This window comes from Carboxydothermus hydrogenoformans Z-2901, from assembly GCF_000012865.1.
Lineage (GTDB): Bacteria > Bacillota > Z-2901 > Carboxydothermales > Carboxydothermaceae > Carboxydothermus > Carboxydothermus hydrogenoformans.
Map to the genome: position 1 here is coordinate 896,050 of NC_007503.1, position 14,359 is coordinate 910,408.

Here is a 14,359-nt window from a genome sequence, read left to right on the forward strand (position 1 = left end):
AAAAAAATGGAACTTCAGGTGGGAATTGCCGATTACAAGCTTGGCAGCAGTCCTGTCAAAATTGTTACTTACGGTTTGGGGTCCTGTGTTGGGGTAAGTTTTTACGAACCGCGGTTAAAGTTGGGTGCCCTGTTACATATCATGCTTCCCGATAGTACCCAGTTTAGCGGGAAACTTAAACCGGAAAAATTTGCCGATACCGGCATCCCTCTGGTGGTCAGGGAGTTAGAAAAGCAGGGGGCGAGAAAAAGTTCACTGGAGGTTAAAATGGTGGGCGGAGCCCAGATGTTTTCGGGTCCCGGGGCTCAGACGGTCATGAATATTGGCGAGAGAAACATTGAAATGTGCCGGAAGGTAATAGCACGGATGGGTCTAAAGTTAGTTGCGGAGGATGTTGGTGGGAATAAGGGTAGGACGATGATCTTAGATACCGCTACCGGCAACGTTACGGTAAAAATAATTGGCAACATAGTAAAGGTGATATGATGAACTTTGCCGAATTTAAAGCAGAAGTTTATAAAAGATACGGAATTGACTTAAACCAGTACAAGGAAAATCAGGTACAAAGGCGGCTCAATCTCTTTTTGGAAAAATCGGGATTGAAGGATTTCGGTAACCTTCTTTTAGCAATGGATAAAGATTCCAAAATGTTTGAAAAATTTATCGATACGCTGACCATTAACGTTACCGAATTTTTTCGCGATCCCAAGATTTTCTTCAAGCTGTACGAAAAATACCTGCCCGAATTCAAAGGAAAAGGGAACTTAAAGATTTGGAGCGCCGGTTGCTCGACGGGAGCTGAACCGTACTCGGTGGCCATTTTCCTGGAAGAACTGGGATTTAAAAATTATCGCTTGGATGCATCGGATTTAGACGAAAATATTTTAAAAGCTGCCCGGGAGGGCAAATTTGGGCCGGAGGCACTGAAAAATGTTCCCCGGGAATGGATAACCAAATATTTTGACCGAGAAGGGGAGGTTTACCAGGTAAAAGCGGCTTTGAGGCAAAAAGTTAACTTTAAAAGACAAAATCTTTTAAAAGATAGTTTTGATAAAGGCTACCATTTAATTTTGTGCCGCAATGTCATTATTTATTTTACCAAAGAAGCCCAGGATGGCCTGTACCGCAAGTTTTCCGAAAGCCTTGCACCTCAGGGCATTTTATTTATTGGAGGGAGCGAAGTAATCTTCAATCCCGAAAAATATCGATTAATCCGTTTGGAGCCCTGTTTCTACCGGCGCCTGGGGTGAGAAAAAAGGGGGGTAGGAAGTGGCCGAGGTGAACGATTCCTTAAAAATGGACGCTTTAAAAGAAATAGGAAATATCGGTATAGCTAACGCCGCTACTGCTTTGGCCCAATTTCTGGCGCGAAGAATCGATATGGATGTGCCCGAGGCAGTGGTGATAGGTTTTGATGAAATCCTACAGCGCATCGGGAGCCCCGAAGAACTGGTGGCCTGCGTTTTTTTGGGGATAAAGGGGGATGCCCCTGGTACTATTCTTTTTATTTTTAATCAGGAAAGTACCAATAAGTTGTTGAAGCTGGTAATCGGTACCGAGACCACCGGTTACGAAATGGATGAATTTTCCGCATCGGCTTTAAAAGAAATCTGCAACATCCTGGCCGGCTCTTTTGCCCAGGCTATTAGCAGTTTAACGGGGTTAACCCTGCTGTCGGAAGTGCCGCTTTTTAGCTATGACATGTTAGCGGCTACCCTTTCGACCGGGCTTATTGCTTCGGGGGCTTTTGACGATCAGGTTCTGGTAATTGATACCAATTTGATCGAACAGGGAGAGAAGATTAAAGGACACTTTTTCTTTGTTCCTAAGCCCGGTTCGCTTCAAAAGATTTTTGCGGCCTTAGGCCTTAGCTAAATATTCTAAATTCATACAGGAGGGAAATGAATGTCAGCACGTGTATTAATTGTGGATGATGCAGCTTTTATGCGGATGATGATTAAAAATATTTTAGTAAAAAACGGTTATGAAGTTGTGGGCGAAGCGGAAAACGGTGCCCAGGCGGTGGAAATGTATAAAGAGCTCAAACCGGATGTCGTAACGATGGATATTACCATGCCGGAGATGGATGGTATTCAAGCGGTGCGCGAAATTAAAAAAATTGACCCCAATGCTAAAATTATAATGTGCAGTGCCATGGGGCAGCAAGCGCTGGTAATGGAAGCGATTCAAGCGGGGGCTATCGACTTTATTGTAAAGCCTTTCCAGCAGGACAGGATTTTACAAGCCTTTGAGAAAACTTTGAAGAGGTAATGGTGAAAGGCGGGATATAATTGCCGGAGCTTGGTGATAGCAAAGAAATATTATCTCAAGAAGAAATAGACAGGTTATTAGCAGCTCTTGCTTCGGGAAATATTGATGAAGTTACCGAGAAGAAAAAAGAAGAAATCCGCTACCGCAAATATGATTTTCGTCGTCCCAACAAATTTTCCAAGGAAAACCTGCGCACGCTTCATTTAATTCACGATAATTATGCCCGGTTAATTTCTAACTTTCTGACCGGCTATTTGCGGACTAATATTTCTGTGAAAGTAGCTTCGGTAGACCAGGCAACCTATGAAGATTTTTTGGTTTCGGTTCCTACCCCTACCCTGATAACAACCTTTAAGCTTCATCCCCTGAAAGGCAGCATGGTGATGGAGACCAATTTGCAATTTATTTTCCCGATAATAAGCCTTTTATTTGGTGGGAGCGGTGATATGCCGCCGGAAGTTCGGGAACTTACCGATATCGAGCTGGCGGTGATTAAAAAGCTCAACTACCGGCTTTTGGAAAACCTGGCCCAGGCCTGGGCGGAAATTATCAAGGTCGAGCCGGAGATCGAGGCTTTAGAAAACAACCCAAGATTACATCAGGTACTTTCCCCCAATGAAATTGTCGCGATAATTACGTTTACTACTGAAATTTTAGGAAACAATGGTTTAATTAATCTTTGCCTTCCTTTTGAAGTTTTGGATCCGTTACTGGCAAAGCTATCGGCCAGCTACTGGTTTTCCCATGCCACTGCTGCCGACCGGGAAGCTTTTGCCCGGCACATGGAAGGTTTTTTAGCGGAAAGTGAGCTGGAAGTATCTGCTATTTTAGGGGGGACCGAACTGCGGGTGCGGGAATTTTTGAAAATTGAGGTTGGGGATATAGTGGTTTTGAATCGGAAGGTTGATGAGGAATTGGAACTTTTTGTCGAAGACCAAAAACTGTTTAAGGTGCAACCCGGTCGTGTAGGGGAGAAACTTTGTTGCCAGATAACTGGGATGATAGAGAGGGATGAAGCCGATGGATAACCAGTTTTTAAGCCAAGAAGAGATTGATGCTCTTTTAAGAAGCGAGCCAGTTCCTTCCGAATCGGAAGGAAGCGGCACCGGAATTATCCTAACCGATGCGGAAAAAGATGCCCTGGGGGAAGCGGGCAATATTTCCATGGGTTCGGCGGCTACTTCCCTGTCCCAGCTGGTGGGCAGGAAGGTTATCATTACCAGCCCCCGGGTGGAAGTGCAAAAGGAAAAGGAATTTTTTGCCAGCTTCCGCGAACCGTATATGGTTATTGAAGTGGAATTTACCGAGGGGTTGTCGGGGAAAAATGTCCTGATTATAAAAGAAAACGAAGTGGGTGTAATTGCCAGCTTAATGATGGGTGGGGACGGCACCCATTCGGGGGAGATAACGGAGTTAGAACAAAGTGCCGCCCAAGAGGCAATGAACCAGATGATTGCCAGCAGTGCCACTGCTTTATCGGAAATCTTTAAAAGAAAGATTAACATTTCACCGCCCAGGTCCAAAATGATCAATTCCCGGGAAAACGATACCTACGAACCTTTTGGCGGCCACGAAGTAGTGGTAATTTATTTTAATATGCAAATTGAAGATTTGGTCGATACCGATATCATGCAGGTGATGGAGCCGGCTACGGCCAAAGAAGTGGCCCAGATGCTTTTGGCCAAAGTCTACGGGAGCCCGGAGACAGAACCGGCCGTGATGGCTCATGAAATGCTTGAAGGAGCAAAAGCTACGAATATTGAGAAAAAAGTTGAAAAAGCGGAAGAACAATTTGTTTTGCCGACAGATGAAAAGTTAGAGTTAATTTTAGATATTCCTCTCAAAGTTGAGGTAGTGTTAGGACGAACCCGGCGTCCCATCAAGGAAATTTTAAGCTTTGGGCCGGGAGCAATAATTGACCTGGACCAATTGGTGGACGAAGATGTAGAAGTTTTGGTGAATGGTACCCTTGTGGCTAAAGGCGAAATTGTGGTAGTCGGGGAGAATTTTGGCATCAAAATAAATCAAATTCTCTCTCCCAAGGAACGGTTAAGCAAAATTTAAGGCGAGAAAACGTTAAGGGCAAACCCGGCGAAAGCCGGCGACGCAAAGCTACAGGGGCTAAAGCCGTAAGGCTATGCCAGCCAGCTGCCAAAGGATAAAAAACCTCCTCTGGCAGGAGGTTTTTAATTTTAAAAAAGGTGGGGGGCACGGTGGTAAACTGGGAATTAAAGTTAACCAACAATAATCTGGAGGCTTATGTCAAATATTCTTTGCTGGAAGGGGAGAAAGGGGGGGAAGTTCCGGTAACGGAACAGGATTTAAAAGAGTTTTTAAGCCAGAAAGGCATTGTGTACGGGATAATTGAAGAAAACATACCTGAAGTTTTGGCTAATCCCGACCAGTTTATGCTAATTGCCCGGGGTAAGGAACCACTACCGCCGGTGCCCGATGAAATAATTACTTATTTTACAGCGGAAGAAGAAAAATATTCCGTTGATAAGCTTGGCCACCGGATTTATTATTTTAAATCGCTCCCGCAGGTGAACGAAGGTCAGCTTTTAGCCGAAGTAAAAAGGGGAAAACCCGGGGAAGATGGGATTGATGTTTTCGGGAAACCGGTAAAGGCCAAAGGTTATATCCCGGTGAAACTAAAAGCCCAGAAGGGGGCTGAAATTAAGGACGATAAAGTTTATGCCACCGTGAAAGGGTTACCGGTACGAATCGGTCATACCGGATTCGGGGTACAAAATTTGTTAACTTTAGACCGGGACCTCACCTACAAGACTGGAAATTACCAGTTTGTTGGTAGCATAAAAGTTAACGGTAATGTCCTGGAAAACGTTTTACTAAAAGCCGAAGGTTCGGTGGAAGTTTTTGGGAATGTGGATTCGGCCAAAATTTATGCCGGGGAATCGTTTATTGGGAGAAAAAATGTGATTAACTCCGAAATTACCGTAGGGTTAAAACCGATGTTAGCGGCAAAGATCGTCCGGATTTTAAACGAGTTTCGAGAAAGCTTTCATCCTTTGCTGATTTTAATTCAAGAGTTGTTGCCAAATTTAAATGAAAAACCGGTGACATTATTTCGGGTCTTACAGCAGCTTTATAAAAAGCCGGAGGAACTTAATAAACTTTTGGAGAAAATTAAAAAGACTTTTCAAGGAATTTCCGAAAATAAACCGGAACTGGAGGCTTTTTGGCGAGCTGGATTGGACCGGCTCATAGAAGTGGAAAGGGTTTTTGCCGCTTTTTTAAGAAGTTTTTCTGAAACTTTTCCTGCCAGTGTTTTAAATCAAAAAATAAATCTGTGGTGGCATTTAATTGAAATGGGTGTAAAATATTTTCAGGAGGAGCAGCAAAATGCTCACGCTAACCCCTTTCAACTAACAGTTTATTCCGGTCAAAACAGCAAGTTTAATGTTTTTGGGGATTTTATTTTAAACGGTAAATCTCTCTACCACTGTACTGTGACGGCTACCGGGTCGATCTTCGCGGAAGGGGGAACGGTAGTAGTAGGGGGAAAATTACAGGCGGGGAAGATGGTTGACCTGGACGAAGTGGGAACCCCGATGGGCACGACAATGGAAATTGTTGTGGGGAAGGAAAGTACCGTAAAAATTAAAAAAGTAAACCCAGGGGTGCTACTAAAAATCGGTCGTTTTCAGAAAACCTTCAGGGAAACGGAATACGGGGTGCTTTTTGCCGGTGAAAAAGATTTATAAGGGAATGGAGTGATTATTTTGAACCAAGACCTTTACGCAAAAACCATAAAGTGTCCTCTTTGTGGTAATGAATATAAAACTCTTAAAGTAAAGACTTCTGCCTTACGTCCTGCTGGAATGGACGGTGATTTATGTATGCGCTATTCCGGGTTAAATCCCCTTTATTATAAAGTAAATGTTTGCCCCCAGTGTTTTTATGCTTTTACCGATGAGTTTACAAATATAAAAAAAACGGAACTGGAGCTTTTGAAAAACGAACTGGCCAAAAACCCCCTGCCTTTTAATTTCTGCGGGGAGCGGGACTTTACTTTGGCGGTAAAATCTTACGGACAGGCTTTGAAGTGTGCTTTACTTAAAAAAGAAAAAGATAGTATTATTGGCCGACTGTGTCATAATCTTGCCTGTTTATATCGAACCCAGGGAGAACTTGAAAATGAAGAAAAATATTTGCACTATGCCCTGAATTATTACGAAAAAGCTTTTACCACCGAAGCGAATGCCAAAGATACTTATACATTGGCTTACTTAATTGGGGAGCTTAGCCGCCGCTTGAAAGATTACGAAAAGGCGGCTAAGTGGTTTGGTTATTTATTACAAAATAAAAATATGTTGCCCCAAAAGCTGGTGAATCTGGTACAGGAGCAGTGGCAGGTCTTGCGGGAAGAAAAAAGATGGTATAGTTCCAAATTAGTTTAATACAGAGGTGATGGTATGAAATTAAATTCCTTACGGGTCAAGATTTTAGCCATTCTTCTTTTGATGGTAACTATTCCTTTATTGGTTAATACCGCTTTTAATTATTATGAAGCCCAAAAGGTGTTGTATAACAAATTACAAAATACAGCCAGGGATGCAGCTAAGCTCGGTGATGTAGCCATTGACCATTTTCTTGGGGGAATCCAGCAGACTATCGATACTTTAGCTCAAGAAGATAACGCCATTAACTTCTACGATATACCTGGCTGCGCCCAGTGGTTTGGTAAGACTTTGGATAATACTCGCAAAAATAATCCGGCGATAATGTCGATTTACATAGGTACCGTCCGCGGGGAAATTTATCTCTATCCCAAACAACCATTACCTGCAGGGTATGACCCCAGAAAACGTCCATGGTATCAGAAAGCTTTGGCTTCACCCGGAAAAGCCGTTTGGACCGAGCCGTATCAGGATGCGTTTACCGGTAAGACCGTAGTTACCGTAGCCCGCCTGGTAGAGAAAAATGGTAAGCCGGTGGGGGTTGTAGCGGCAGATATTCTTTTAGACCATTTTAATGATAAAATTAAAGAGATAAAGGTTGGTAAAACCGGCTATCTTTTTGCTATCGACCAAAAGGGCACGGTTTTAGCCCACAAAGATCCCAAACTCTTAGGCAAATCGTTTGCTAACTATGATTTTGCCCAAAAAATGCTCTCCCGGGATTCTGGGTTTTTTAAATATCATTACAACGGGGTGGATAAATATCTTGCTTTTATTACCTCGCCCCGTACTGGCTGGAAAATGGCAGCGAACTTTGAGGCGGCAGAAATTGGTGCCGATACTAAAACAATACTCACGGCAAGCATTATTATTTTCCTAATTACCGTAATCTTATTAACCATTCTGGCCCTTTTCGTGGCGCGTTATATCAGTAACCCCATTCAGCATGTGGTGGAGAAACTTAACCTTATCCGCAGCGGGGACCTGACGGTTGCAATTGAAGGAACCGAAAGAAATGATGAACTGGGGGTTTTGGCAAAAAGTTTACAGGATACCGTAGCGGGAGTGGCAGCTCTGGTGCAAAAAATCCGGGAAGTTGCTTCTTCAGTGGCGGCGGCGGCCCAGGAAATATCTGCCAGTACCCAGCAAATTGCTACCGGCAGCCAAAATCAAACCAGTGAAATCAATGCCATAGCCATGGAAATGGATGCCTTTGCCGAAAAAGCTGCCAAAGCTGCGGCGTATGTTTCGGAAATGCTTAAACTTGCCGAGGAAACCGTTTTTTCGGCAACCCAGGGGGAAAAAGCTTTAAATGAAAACTTCGGCGGGCTTGAAGAAATAAAAGCCAAGGTTTCGGATTTAGAGAAAAGTGCCCAGGCGATTAGCGGGATGCTTGAGATAATTAACGAAATAGCCGAGCAAACCAATCTTTTAGCCTTAAATGCTGCTATTGAAGCCGCCAGGGCCGGCGAACACGGCCGGGGTTTTGCGGTGGTCGCCGAAGAAGTCCGTAAACTTGCCGAGCGCTCTGCCCGGGCTACCGAGGAAATCTCGGCTGTGGTTAAAGAAATCTCGGCTGGCATGCAGGTGGCGTTAAAAGCTGTTAACGAAGGTGAACGTTTAGGAAGGGTTGCTTCGGAAAGCTTTAAGGAAATTTTCGGAAAGATTGAAGCGTTAGATGAACGGATTCGCGAGATCAGCACCATTGCCCAGCAGCAGTCCGAAGGCAGCGAAAAGGTTGCTCGATCCCTGCAAAACATTTCGGCCATTACCGAAGAAATTTCCGCCACGATTGAGGAAAACAGTGCGGCTACCGAAGAGCTGGCTGCCTCGGCTCAGGAACTGGTGGCCAATGTGGAGAAATTTAAAGTTTAAGAAGAAAACCCGCCTTTGGGCGGGTTTTATATTTTTCTTTTGCTTTTCTTTTATAGCTTCAGAGGGTAACAGATAAATTTTGAATGACCAAGGTAACTGCCGTAAACAGGTTAAACAACCCTTTTCAATTTAAACTTTTTTTTTACTTTCATTTACGTTTTATCAAATATCTTATGTTTTAGCAGTATATGGGAATAATGTATATATTTTTTAAATAAGTAAAAAAAAAAAAAAAAAAATATTGACAAGAATCGGACAAAACATACAATAAACTAATGAAAGTACTGCAAAGTATTGGCGAAAAATGTCAGGGCAATAAGTGACTCATGAAGTTAGGGGCATATTCTTTTAGTGTTGCTTTAGATCCCCAACTTAAAAAATCTCGGTTGCGTATAGCCTTTATCAGTTTAGAATTGGGAAGCTGATATCTTTTGAAAAGGTTAACTTTGATTAGTTAATGTTAAAATTAAGTTTACATCCAGCATTGTAAAGCCTTTTTGGCAAAGAGTATTTTTGGTTTAGTTTGCAGGGAGATTTTTTAGAGAGAGGTATTTTGCCTTTAAGTCAAGAACATGCAAAATTTGAATTAGAGCAGGTTCATGCTCTAATTGTTAGGGTGATTTCAGTAAAAGACTGGTATACAAGCGAACATTCTATCATCCCAAGAATTAAAGCTTGAAAGTTGCGTTATCCAAGTAGCTGATGTTCTTGCCGCCTTCCTGAAAGATCGACCTTATCGACGAGCCCTTGTACCTTTGGAAATATACCAAATCCTTAAAGGTGGATTAAAAAAAGGTAAACTTGATTCGTAAGTGGTTGAAGCTGCTCTTAAAATTTTCTTGTAACTGGCTTACCAGGTAAGATGGAGGTGATTTAATTAGACAAAAGCATGATTCCATTTTTTGCCAAGAAAAGGGAAAATGAAGAAGTGGTGAGGAGAGAGTTGACCTTGGAATTACAGGATTCATTATCAATTTTAGAAAAGCAAATTGAAAAGGTGATTCAATTAAGTGAAGCCGCAGTTTTAGAAATGGGACAAGCTGCGGAAAATAGTATGAATATGTTAAAAAATAGTAAAGATTTAATTACCAGTTCTCTTCAGGAAGTTTTAGAGCTAAATCGGGCTAATGTTGCTGCAATTTCTAATGTGGTGGAGGAAAATGCCCGAGTGCTGCAGGAGGTGAAAGCTTACCTCCATCAATTAATTATAAAAATTGATGGGGTTTTTCGTTTATGGGGGAAAGAAGAACAGGAACAGCTGGTTGAGCTATTGGAAAATGTTACAAGGAAAACCCGGGTGGTAGCATTAAATGCTTCCATTGAAGCAGCTCGTTTGGGAGCGGCAGGACGAAGCTTTGCCGTCGTAGCCCAGGAGATCCAAAACCTGGTTGGTACGACTTCTGAGGCTATTGAAAATTTGGCTGAACATAACCGGGCGTTTGAACAAAAAGTCGAAGAATTATCTAAGAATTTAGATGAGCTTGAAAGTTATTTTATAAATCAGCTTAGTTCGGCAAATGAAAAAATTATCCATAGCGGAAAGATAAGCCAGGAGTGGGGACAGAAAACCAAGGAAATTTTTCAAAAAGCTGACAAAGCGCTGGAAAACTTGGAAGAGGTAATTACTCGAGGAGCGGCTAATTTTCAGTTTCAAGACATTATTGCCCAAAGGCTAAATAACGTTATAAAAGGTTTAAAGCTGATTAAGGAATATTTAAAAAATAAGGGACAGGGAGAGTTATTAAGAAAAATTGAAACGCTTTATACCTCGGAAGATGAAAAAATTATTCATCGTACTGCTTTAAATAATTCTCAAGAGAGAGATGCGGAGCTGCTAAATAACGTTGAGTTTTTTAACCAGTGAGGAGGTATAGCAGATGAAAAAAATATTGGCATTGGATGATTCGGCTACGATGCTGCAAAGTATAAAAATATCGTTGCTAAGGAAAGGTCACCAGGTTGCAACATTTACTAAAGGAAGCGAAGCTTTAGATATGCTTGGGAAAGAAAAATTTGATTTAATCATAACTGACTTAAACATGCCGGAAATGGACGGGATAACTTTTATTCAAAAAGTCCGGGCATTATCTAACTACAAATTCACGCCAGTGATAGTTTTAACAACTGAGTCTCAAGCTGCGAAAAAAGAGCAGGCTCGTAGAGCTGGAGCAACAGCCTGGATTACCAAACCGTTTACTCCTGAACAGCTTTTAGGTGTAGTGGAAAAAGTAGCACGGTAGTTATGTCTGAAAGCTGAGGAATATGCTAAAAAATTTACTAAAATGATAAAAACAGGTACTCCTCCTTTGTCAAAGGCAAACCCGGTGAAAGCCGGGGGCGCAAAGCTACAGGGGCTAAAGCTTAAAGCTAAGCCAGCCAGCTGCCAAAGGGCTTGGGAGGCTTTAAGCTCTCTTCCGTGGGGGTAGAGAGCTTTTATGTTTTCAATAGAGGAACGAATTTCAAAGATAATGGAGGAAGGCAAGGTGTCTGCAAGCGAAAAAGAAATTCAGGAACTTTTTTCTCAGTTGGTGAGTACAGATGACCTTTTCCAGCGGGAAAATATTTACATAGAACTTTTAAAAAGAGAAGATGAAGCAATTATCAAAGGCTTTATCGAGTTACTTTACCACGACGATCCAAGCTTACGAAATTTGGCGATTGAAGCTTTAGTGCAGTTAGATGCCAAAGCTTTTCCCGAGGTAAGTAAACTACTTTCCAGTGAAGATGAAGATATCCGCATTTTTGCGGCAAATATCTTAGGAGAGATGAAAGACCCCCGGGGAATTGCAGCTATTCGCGACCACTTGCTTTCTGAGACTAATGTTAATGTTGTTGCCTGGATAGTTGAATATTTAGGCGAATATGGAAATGATGAGGACATTTCCTTATTAGAGTCGATAAGGGAAAAATTTAAACAGCCGTTTATGGAATTTGCGGTAAATCGGGCAATACAATCCTTAAAAAGCGGTGGGAACGAATGAATTTTGTCGAGTACCAAAATTTAGCCGAGTATCTTTACCAGAAGACCGGGATAAAATTTGAGGATACCAAGTACGATTTTGTCCGACGGCGGGTTGAAGAAAGAATTAAAAAGTTAGGATTTAAAAGTTTTCGCGAGTATTTTTTCCATCTAAAATACGGTGATAAAGGAGAAGAATTTCAACTTTTAATTAATATTTTGACCATTAATGAAACGTATTTTTTTCGCGAGTATTCACAGCTTAAATGTTTTGCCGAAGAAGTAATCCCGGAATTAATCCAGAAAAAAACGGTAAAGCATATCAAAGTTTGGTCGGCGGGTTGTTCTACCGGGGAAGAGCCGTATACTTTGGCCATTATTTTAAAAGAAATGTTAGAGGGTACTGGCTTTACCTTTCAAGTGGATGCAACAGATATAAACTCCCGGGTAATTGAGCATGCTCGCAAGAGGTTGTATACCAAACGGTCGGTAAAAGATGTACCTGATGTTTACTTAGCAAAATATTTTCGCCCCAGGGGCGAAGTATATGAGTTATCTGCGGAAATTGCCAGGTATGTAAATTTTCAACTATTAAACTTACTGGATGAAATAGAAATGAGCAAAATGTCCGGTTATGATGCTATTTTTTGTCGAAATGTTTTAATTTATTTTGACGATAAATCGCGCCGGGAAGTAGCTCTTCATTTTTACCGGGCTTTAAATCCGGGAGGCTACATTTTTTTGGGTCATTCGGAATCGATGAGCAGGATAACTTCGGTTTTTAAACTTAAAAAATTTAAAAACGCCATTATTTACCAAAAACCAGGGGCTTAATGTATTTTAGATATTTAATAAAAATATAAAAGAGGAGGTATTGAAATGTCTAAGACTTTACCACCTTTACCCGAAGGTAGTTTTCAAAAAGAGAAAGGAGTAAAGGCTTCTACCAGTGAGGCGCTTGTGTCTCAGGCGGAGGTACAGAAAAAGTTAGAAGCTCAGAGAAAACAAGCCAGAACTTTTGCTAAACAGCAGCAAATGGCTGAACGTTTGGCAGTGGCAACGGAAGAACTATCTTCCAGTGTAGCGGAAGCAACAGCAGCTGTGGAAGAATTAAGAGGTTCAATGGAGCAAATTTCGGCAGGAGCTGAAGAAGCGAGAGCAGCAACAGCAGAATCGCTCCAAGCTGTAAATCAGATAGTCAAAAATATAACGATTGCCGCGGAAAATGCTAAAAAGGGAAATGAGAAAGGTGTTGCAGCGGAAAAACTTATACATACTACAGGAGAGAGCATAGAGGGTTTAGTAAATGGTGTAGTTGATGCTGCTCAAAGAAATGAAATGGCAGCGGATGCAGTAGCTAAATTAGAAGCTGAAGCAGAAAACATCGGCAATATTGTAAAAACTGTGGTGAAGATTGCCGACCAGACCAATCTTTTAGCCTTAAACGCAGCTATCGAAGCGGCCCGTGCGGGGGAACATGGACGCGGTTTTGCGGTAGTAGCCGATGAAGTAAGGACTTTAGCAGAAATTTCGGAAAAAGCAGCTAATGATATTCGGAACATGGTTAATGAAATTCAAAGTGAGGTTAAGGCTGTTGCTGATGCAATTAATAACGCTGCAAAAACTGCAAAAGATGAAGCATTAAAGGGAAAAGAAGTTAGTGCTAAGTTAGAAGAAATAAACAGGAATATCAAAGAATTAGTAGCGTCTGCAGAAAATGTGGATAAGATGTCACAGGAAATGGAAAGAATGGCTTTGGAATTCCAAAAGGGAGTTGAAGAAATTGCTACGGCAGCGGAACTACAATCGGGTTCTGCTTATGAAGCTTTAACCGCTATAGAAGAGCAGGTTAAAGCAATGACTGAAATTTCCGCAGCTTCCAATCAACTGGCCAACATGGCCGATGAGCTGAAACACTCCACTGACGTGAAAAAATCATCGGAAGAGCTGGCTGCAGCAGCTGAGCAGCTTTCGGCGTCCATTGAAGAAGCTAATCAAACTTCCCAGCAAATTATGGCAGCTATAGAACAAATCGATGAAGCCGCTAAAAAACAATCGGCAGCTACTGAACAATCCAACGGTGCTGTCATAAGACTTGAACAGTATACTCAACAAGTAGCAGGTTTTGCTCACCGGATGTTAGAGGAAACCAAAACCATGGTCGAATTATTAGATGCTAATAAGCAACGAGTACTAAATTTAATTGAAGGAATTAAAAAAGCTGTAGAAGCTAATAGGGAAAATGTAAAGATGCTAGCAAGTTTATCTCAAAAGTCGCGCCAAATTGACAAAATTGTTGATACTATTGTTAATGTCGGTATTCAAACCAATATGCTGGCTGTAAGTGGAGCAATTGAAGCAGCCCGTGCGGGAGAGTACGGTAAAGGGTTTGCAGTAGTTGCTGCAGATATTCGGAATTTAGCTCAAGACAGCCAGAAAAATGCCGAACAAATAAAAGAACTAGTGCGTAATATTCAGGAACAGGTGGCGGAAGTTGCTAATGAAATTAATAGATTAGGCGAGTTTATTGAAAAAGAAGCACAATCATCACAAAAAACTGTTGATTACTTAAATCAACTGACCGATGATATGAACGAACTTTTAGCTGGGAACGAAGTAATTTTAACTGGAAGTGAAGAAATTGCCACGGCCTTAGGACAATCCAAGAAAGCTATTGAACAAATTGCTACTGCAGCTCAAGAAGCTGCTTCTGCCACAGCACAAGCCTCCTCGGCAGCTCAAGAGCAGGCTGCGGGCTTTAGAGAGCTGGTTAAGGCTATTGAGGAAATTTCAGCGTTGGCAGATGAAATGCAGCAACTATAGAATTTTTCAG

General features: G+C 41.8%; 14 protein-coding genes and 2 riboswitches. All 14 genes read left to right on the forward strand.

The genetic code is table 11. The features are described 5' to 3' along the window. Positions 1-6: 6 nt before the first annotated feature. The 14 genes from CHY_RS04675 to CHY_RS04740 all read left to right on the forward strand — a co-directional run bounded on the left by CHY_RS04675 (position 7) and on the right by CHY_RS04740 (position 14,349). Positions 7-486 (forward strand): chemotaxis protein CheD, encoded by a 480-nt coding sequence (locus CHY_RS04675; protein ID WP_011343938.1) that lies wholly within the window; start codon positions 7-9, stop codon positions 484-486. After that, entirely contained in the window at positions 483-1,250 is a 768-nt protein-coding gene (locus tag CHY_RS04680) for a CheR family methyltransferase (protein ID WP_041537658.1), read from the forward strand. The genes CHY_RS04675 and CHY_RS04680 overlap by 4 nt, the downstream gene beginning before the upstream one ends. Positions 1,251-1,269: 19 nt before the next feature. Then, positions 1,270-1,875, forward strand: coding sequence for a chemotaxis protein CheC (locus tag CHY_RS04685; RefSeq protein WP_011343940.1), 606 nt, complete (start codon positions 1,270-1,272; stop codon positions 1,873-1,875). Positions 1,876-1,905: 30 nt separating this feature from the next. Beyond that, on the forward strand, positions 1,906-2,271 hold the full coding sequence (locus CHY_RS04690; RefSeq protein WP_011343941.1) for a response regulator: 366 nt from the start codon (positions 1,906-1,908) through the stop codon (positions 2,269-2,271). Positions 2,272-2,291: 20 nt separating this feature from the next. Further along, positions 2,292-3,299, forward strand: a complete 1,008-nt coding sequence (fliM, locus tag CHY_RS04695) for a flagellar motor switch protein FliM (protein ID WP_011343942.1) — start codon at positions 2,292-2,294, stop codon at positions 3,297-3,299. After that, the gene (fliY, locus tag CHY_RS04700) at positions 3,292-4,335 is read left to right on the forward strand and encodes a flagellar motor switch phosphatase FliY (RefSeq protein ID WP_011343943.1); all 1,044 of its coding nucleotides are present in this window, start codon (positions 3,292-3,294) and stop codon (positions 4,333-4,335) included. Before fliM ends, fliY begins: the two co-directional genes overlap by 8 nt. Before the next feature lie 7 nt (positions 4,336-4,342). After that, positions 4,343-4,427, forward strand: a riboswitch (cyclic di-GMP riboswitch). Between the two features lie 57 nt (positions 4,428-4,484). Next, positions 4,485-5,996: a DUF342 domain-containing protein gene (locus tag CHY_RS04705; RefSeq protein ID WP_011343944.1), complete on the forward strand. Its 1,512-nt coding sequence runs from the start codon at positions 4,485-4,487 to the stop codon at positions 5,994-5,996. A gap of 18 nt (positions 5,997-6,014) precedes the next feature. Continuing rightward, positions 6,015-6,692, forward strand: coding sequence for a DUF2225 domain-containing protein (locus tag CHY_RS04710; protein WP_041537660.1), 678 nt, complete (start codon positions 6,015-6,017; stop codon positions 6,690-6,692). A 15-nt stretch (positions 6,693-6,707) separates the two neighbouring features. Continuing rightward, a complete protein-coding gene (locus CHY_RS04715; RefSeq protein ID WP_011343946.1) occupies positions 6,708-8,567 on the forward strand; it encodes a methyl-accepting chemotaxis protein in 1,860 nt (619 codons plus the stop codon). Positions 8,568-9,516: 949 nt separating this feature from the next. Further along, positions 9,517-10,431, forward strand: coding sequence for a methyl-accepting chemotaxis protein (locus CHY_RS04720; RefSeq protein ID WP_162485056.1), 915 nt, complete (start codon positions 9,517-9,519; stop codon positions 10,429-10,431). A 13-nt stretch (positions 10,432-10,444) separates the two neighbouring features. Continuing rightward, a complete protein-coding gene (locus tag CHY_RS04725) occupies positions 10,445-10,807 on the forward strand; it encodes a response regulator (RefSeq protein WP_011343949.1) in 363 nt (120 codons plus the stop codon). A 64-nt stretch (positions 10,808-10,871) separates the two neighbouring features. Continuing rightward, positions 10,872-10,955, forward strand: a riboswitch (cyclic di-GMP riboswitch). A gap of 95 nt (positions 10,956-11,050) precedes the next feature. After that, positions 11,051-11,548: a HEAT repeat domain-containing protein gene (locus CHY_RS04730; protein WP_162485057.1), complete on the forward strand. Its 498-nt coding sequence runs from the start codon at positions 11,051-11,053 to the stop codon at positions 11,546-11,548. After that, positions 11,545-12,360, forward strand: a complete 816-nt coding sequence (locus tag CHY_RS04735) for a CheR family methyltransferase (protein WP_011343951.1) — start codon at positions 11,545-11,547, stop codon at positions 12,358-12,360. Before CHY_RS04730 ends, CHY_RS04735 begins: the two co-directional genes overlap by 4 nt. Positions 12,361-12,405: 45 nt before the next feature. After that, positions 12,406-14,349: a methyl-accepting chemotaxis protein gene (locus CHY_RS04740; RefSeq protein WP_011343952.1), complete on the forward strand. Its 1,944-nt coding sequence runs from the start codon at positions 12,406-12,408 to the stop codon at positions 14,347-14,349. Positions 14,350-14,359: the final 10 nt, after the last annotated feature.

Excerpts from the sequence above, each read along its gene's own strand:
- CHY_RS04740 (WP_011343952.1), top strand. The coding sequence starts at position 12,406 with ATGTCTAAGACTTTACCACCTTTACCCGAAGGTAGTTTTCAAAAAGAG.
- CHY_RS04675 (WP_011343938.1), top strand. The coding sequence starts at position 7 with ATGGAACTTCAGGTGGGAATTGCCGATTACAAGCTTGGCAGCAGTCCT.
- CHY_RS04680 (WP_041537658.1), top strand. The coding sequence starts at position 483 with ATGATGAACTTTGCCGAATTTAAAGCAGAAGTTTATAAAAGATACGGA.
- fliY (WP_011343943.1), top strand. The coding sequence starts at position 3,292 with ATGGATAACCAGTTTTTAAGCCAAGAAGAGATTGATGCTCTTTTAAGA.
- CHY_RS04725 (WP_011343949.1), top strand. The coding sequence starts at position 10,445 with ATGAAAAAAATATTGGCATTGGATGATTCGGCTACGATGCTGCAAAGT.
- CHY_RS04735 (WP_011343951.1), top strand. The coding sequence starts at position 11,545 with ATGAATTTTGTCGAGTACCAAAATTTAGCCGAGTATCTTTACCAGAAG.
- CHY_RS04715 (WP_011343946.1), top strand. The coding sequence starts at position 6,708 with ATGAAATTAAATTCCTTACGGGTCAAGATTTTAGCCATTCTTCTTTTG.
- CHY_RS04690 (WP_011343941.1), top strand. The coding sequence starts at position 1,906 with ATGTCAGCACGTGTATTAATTGTGGATGATGCAGCTTTTATGCGGATG.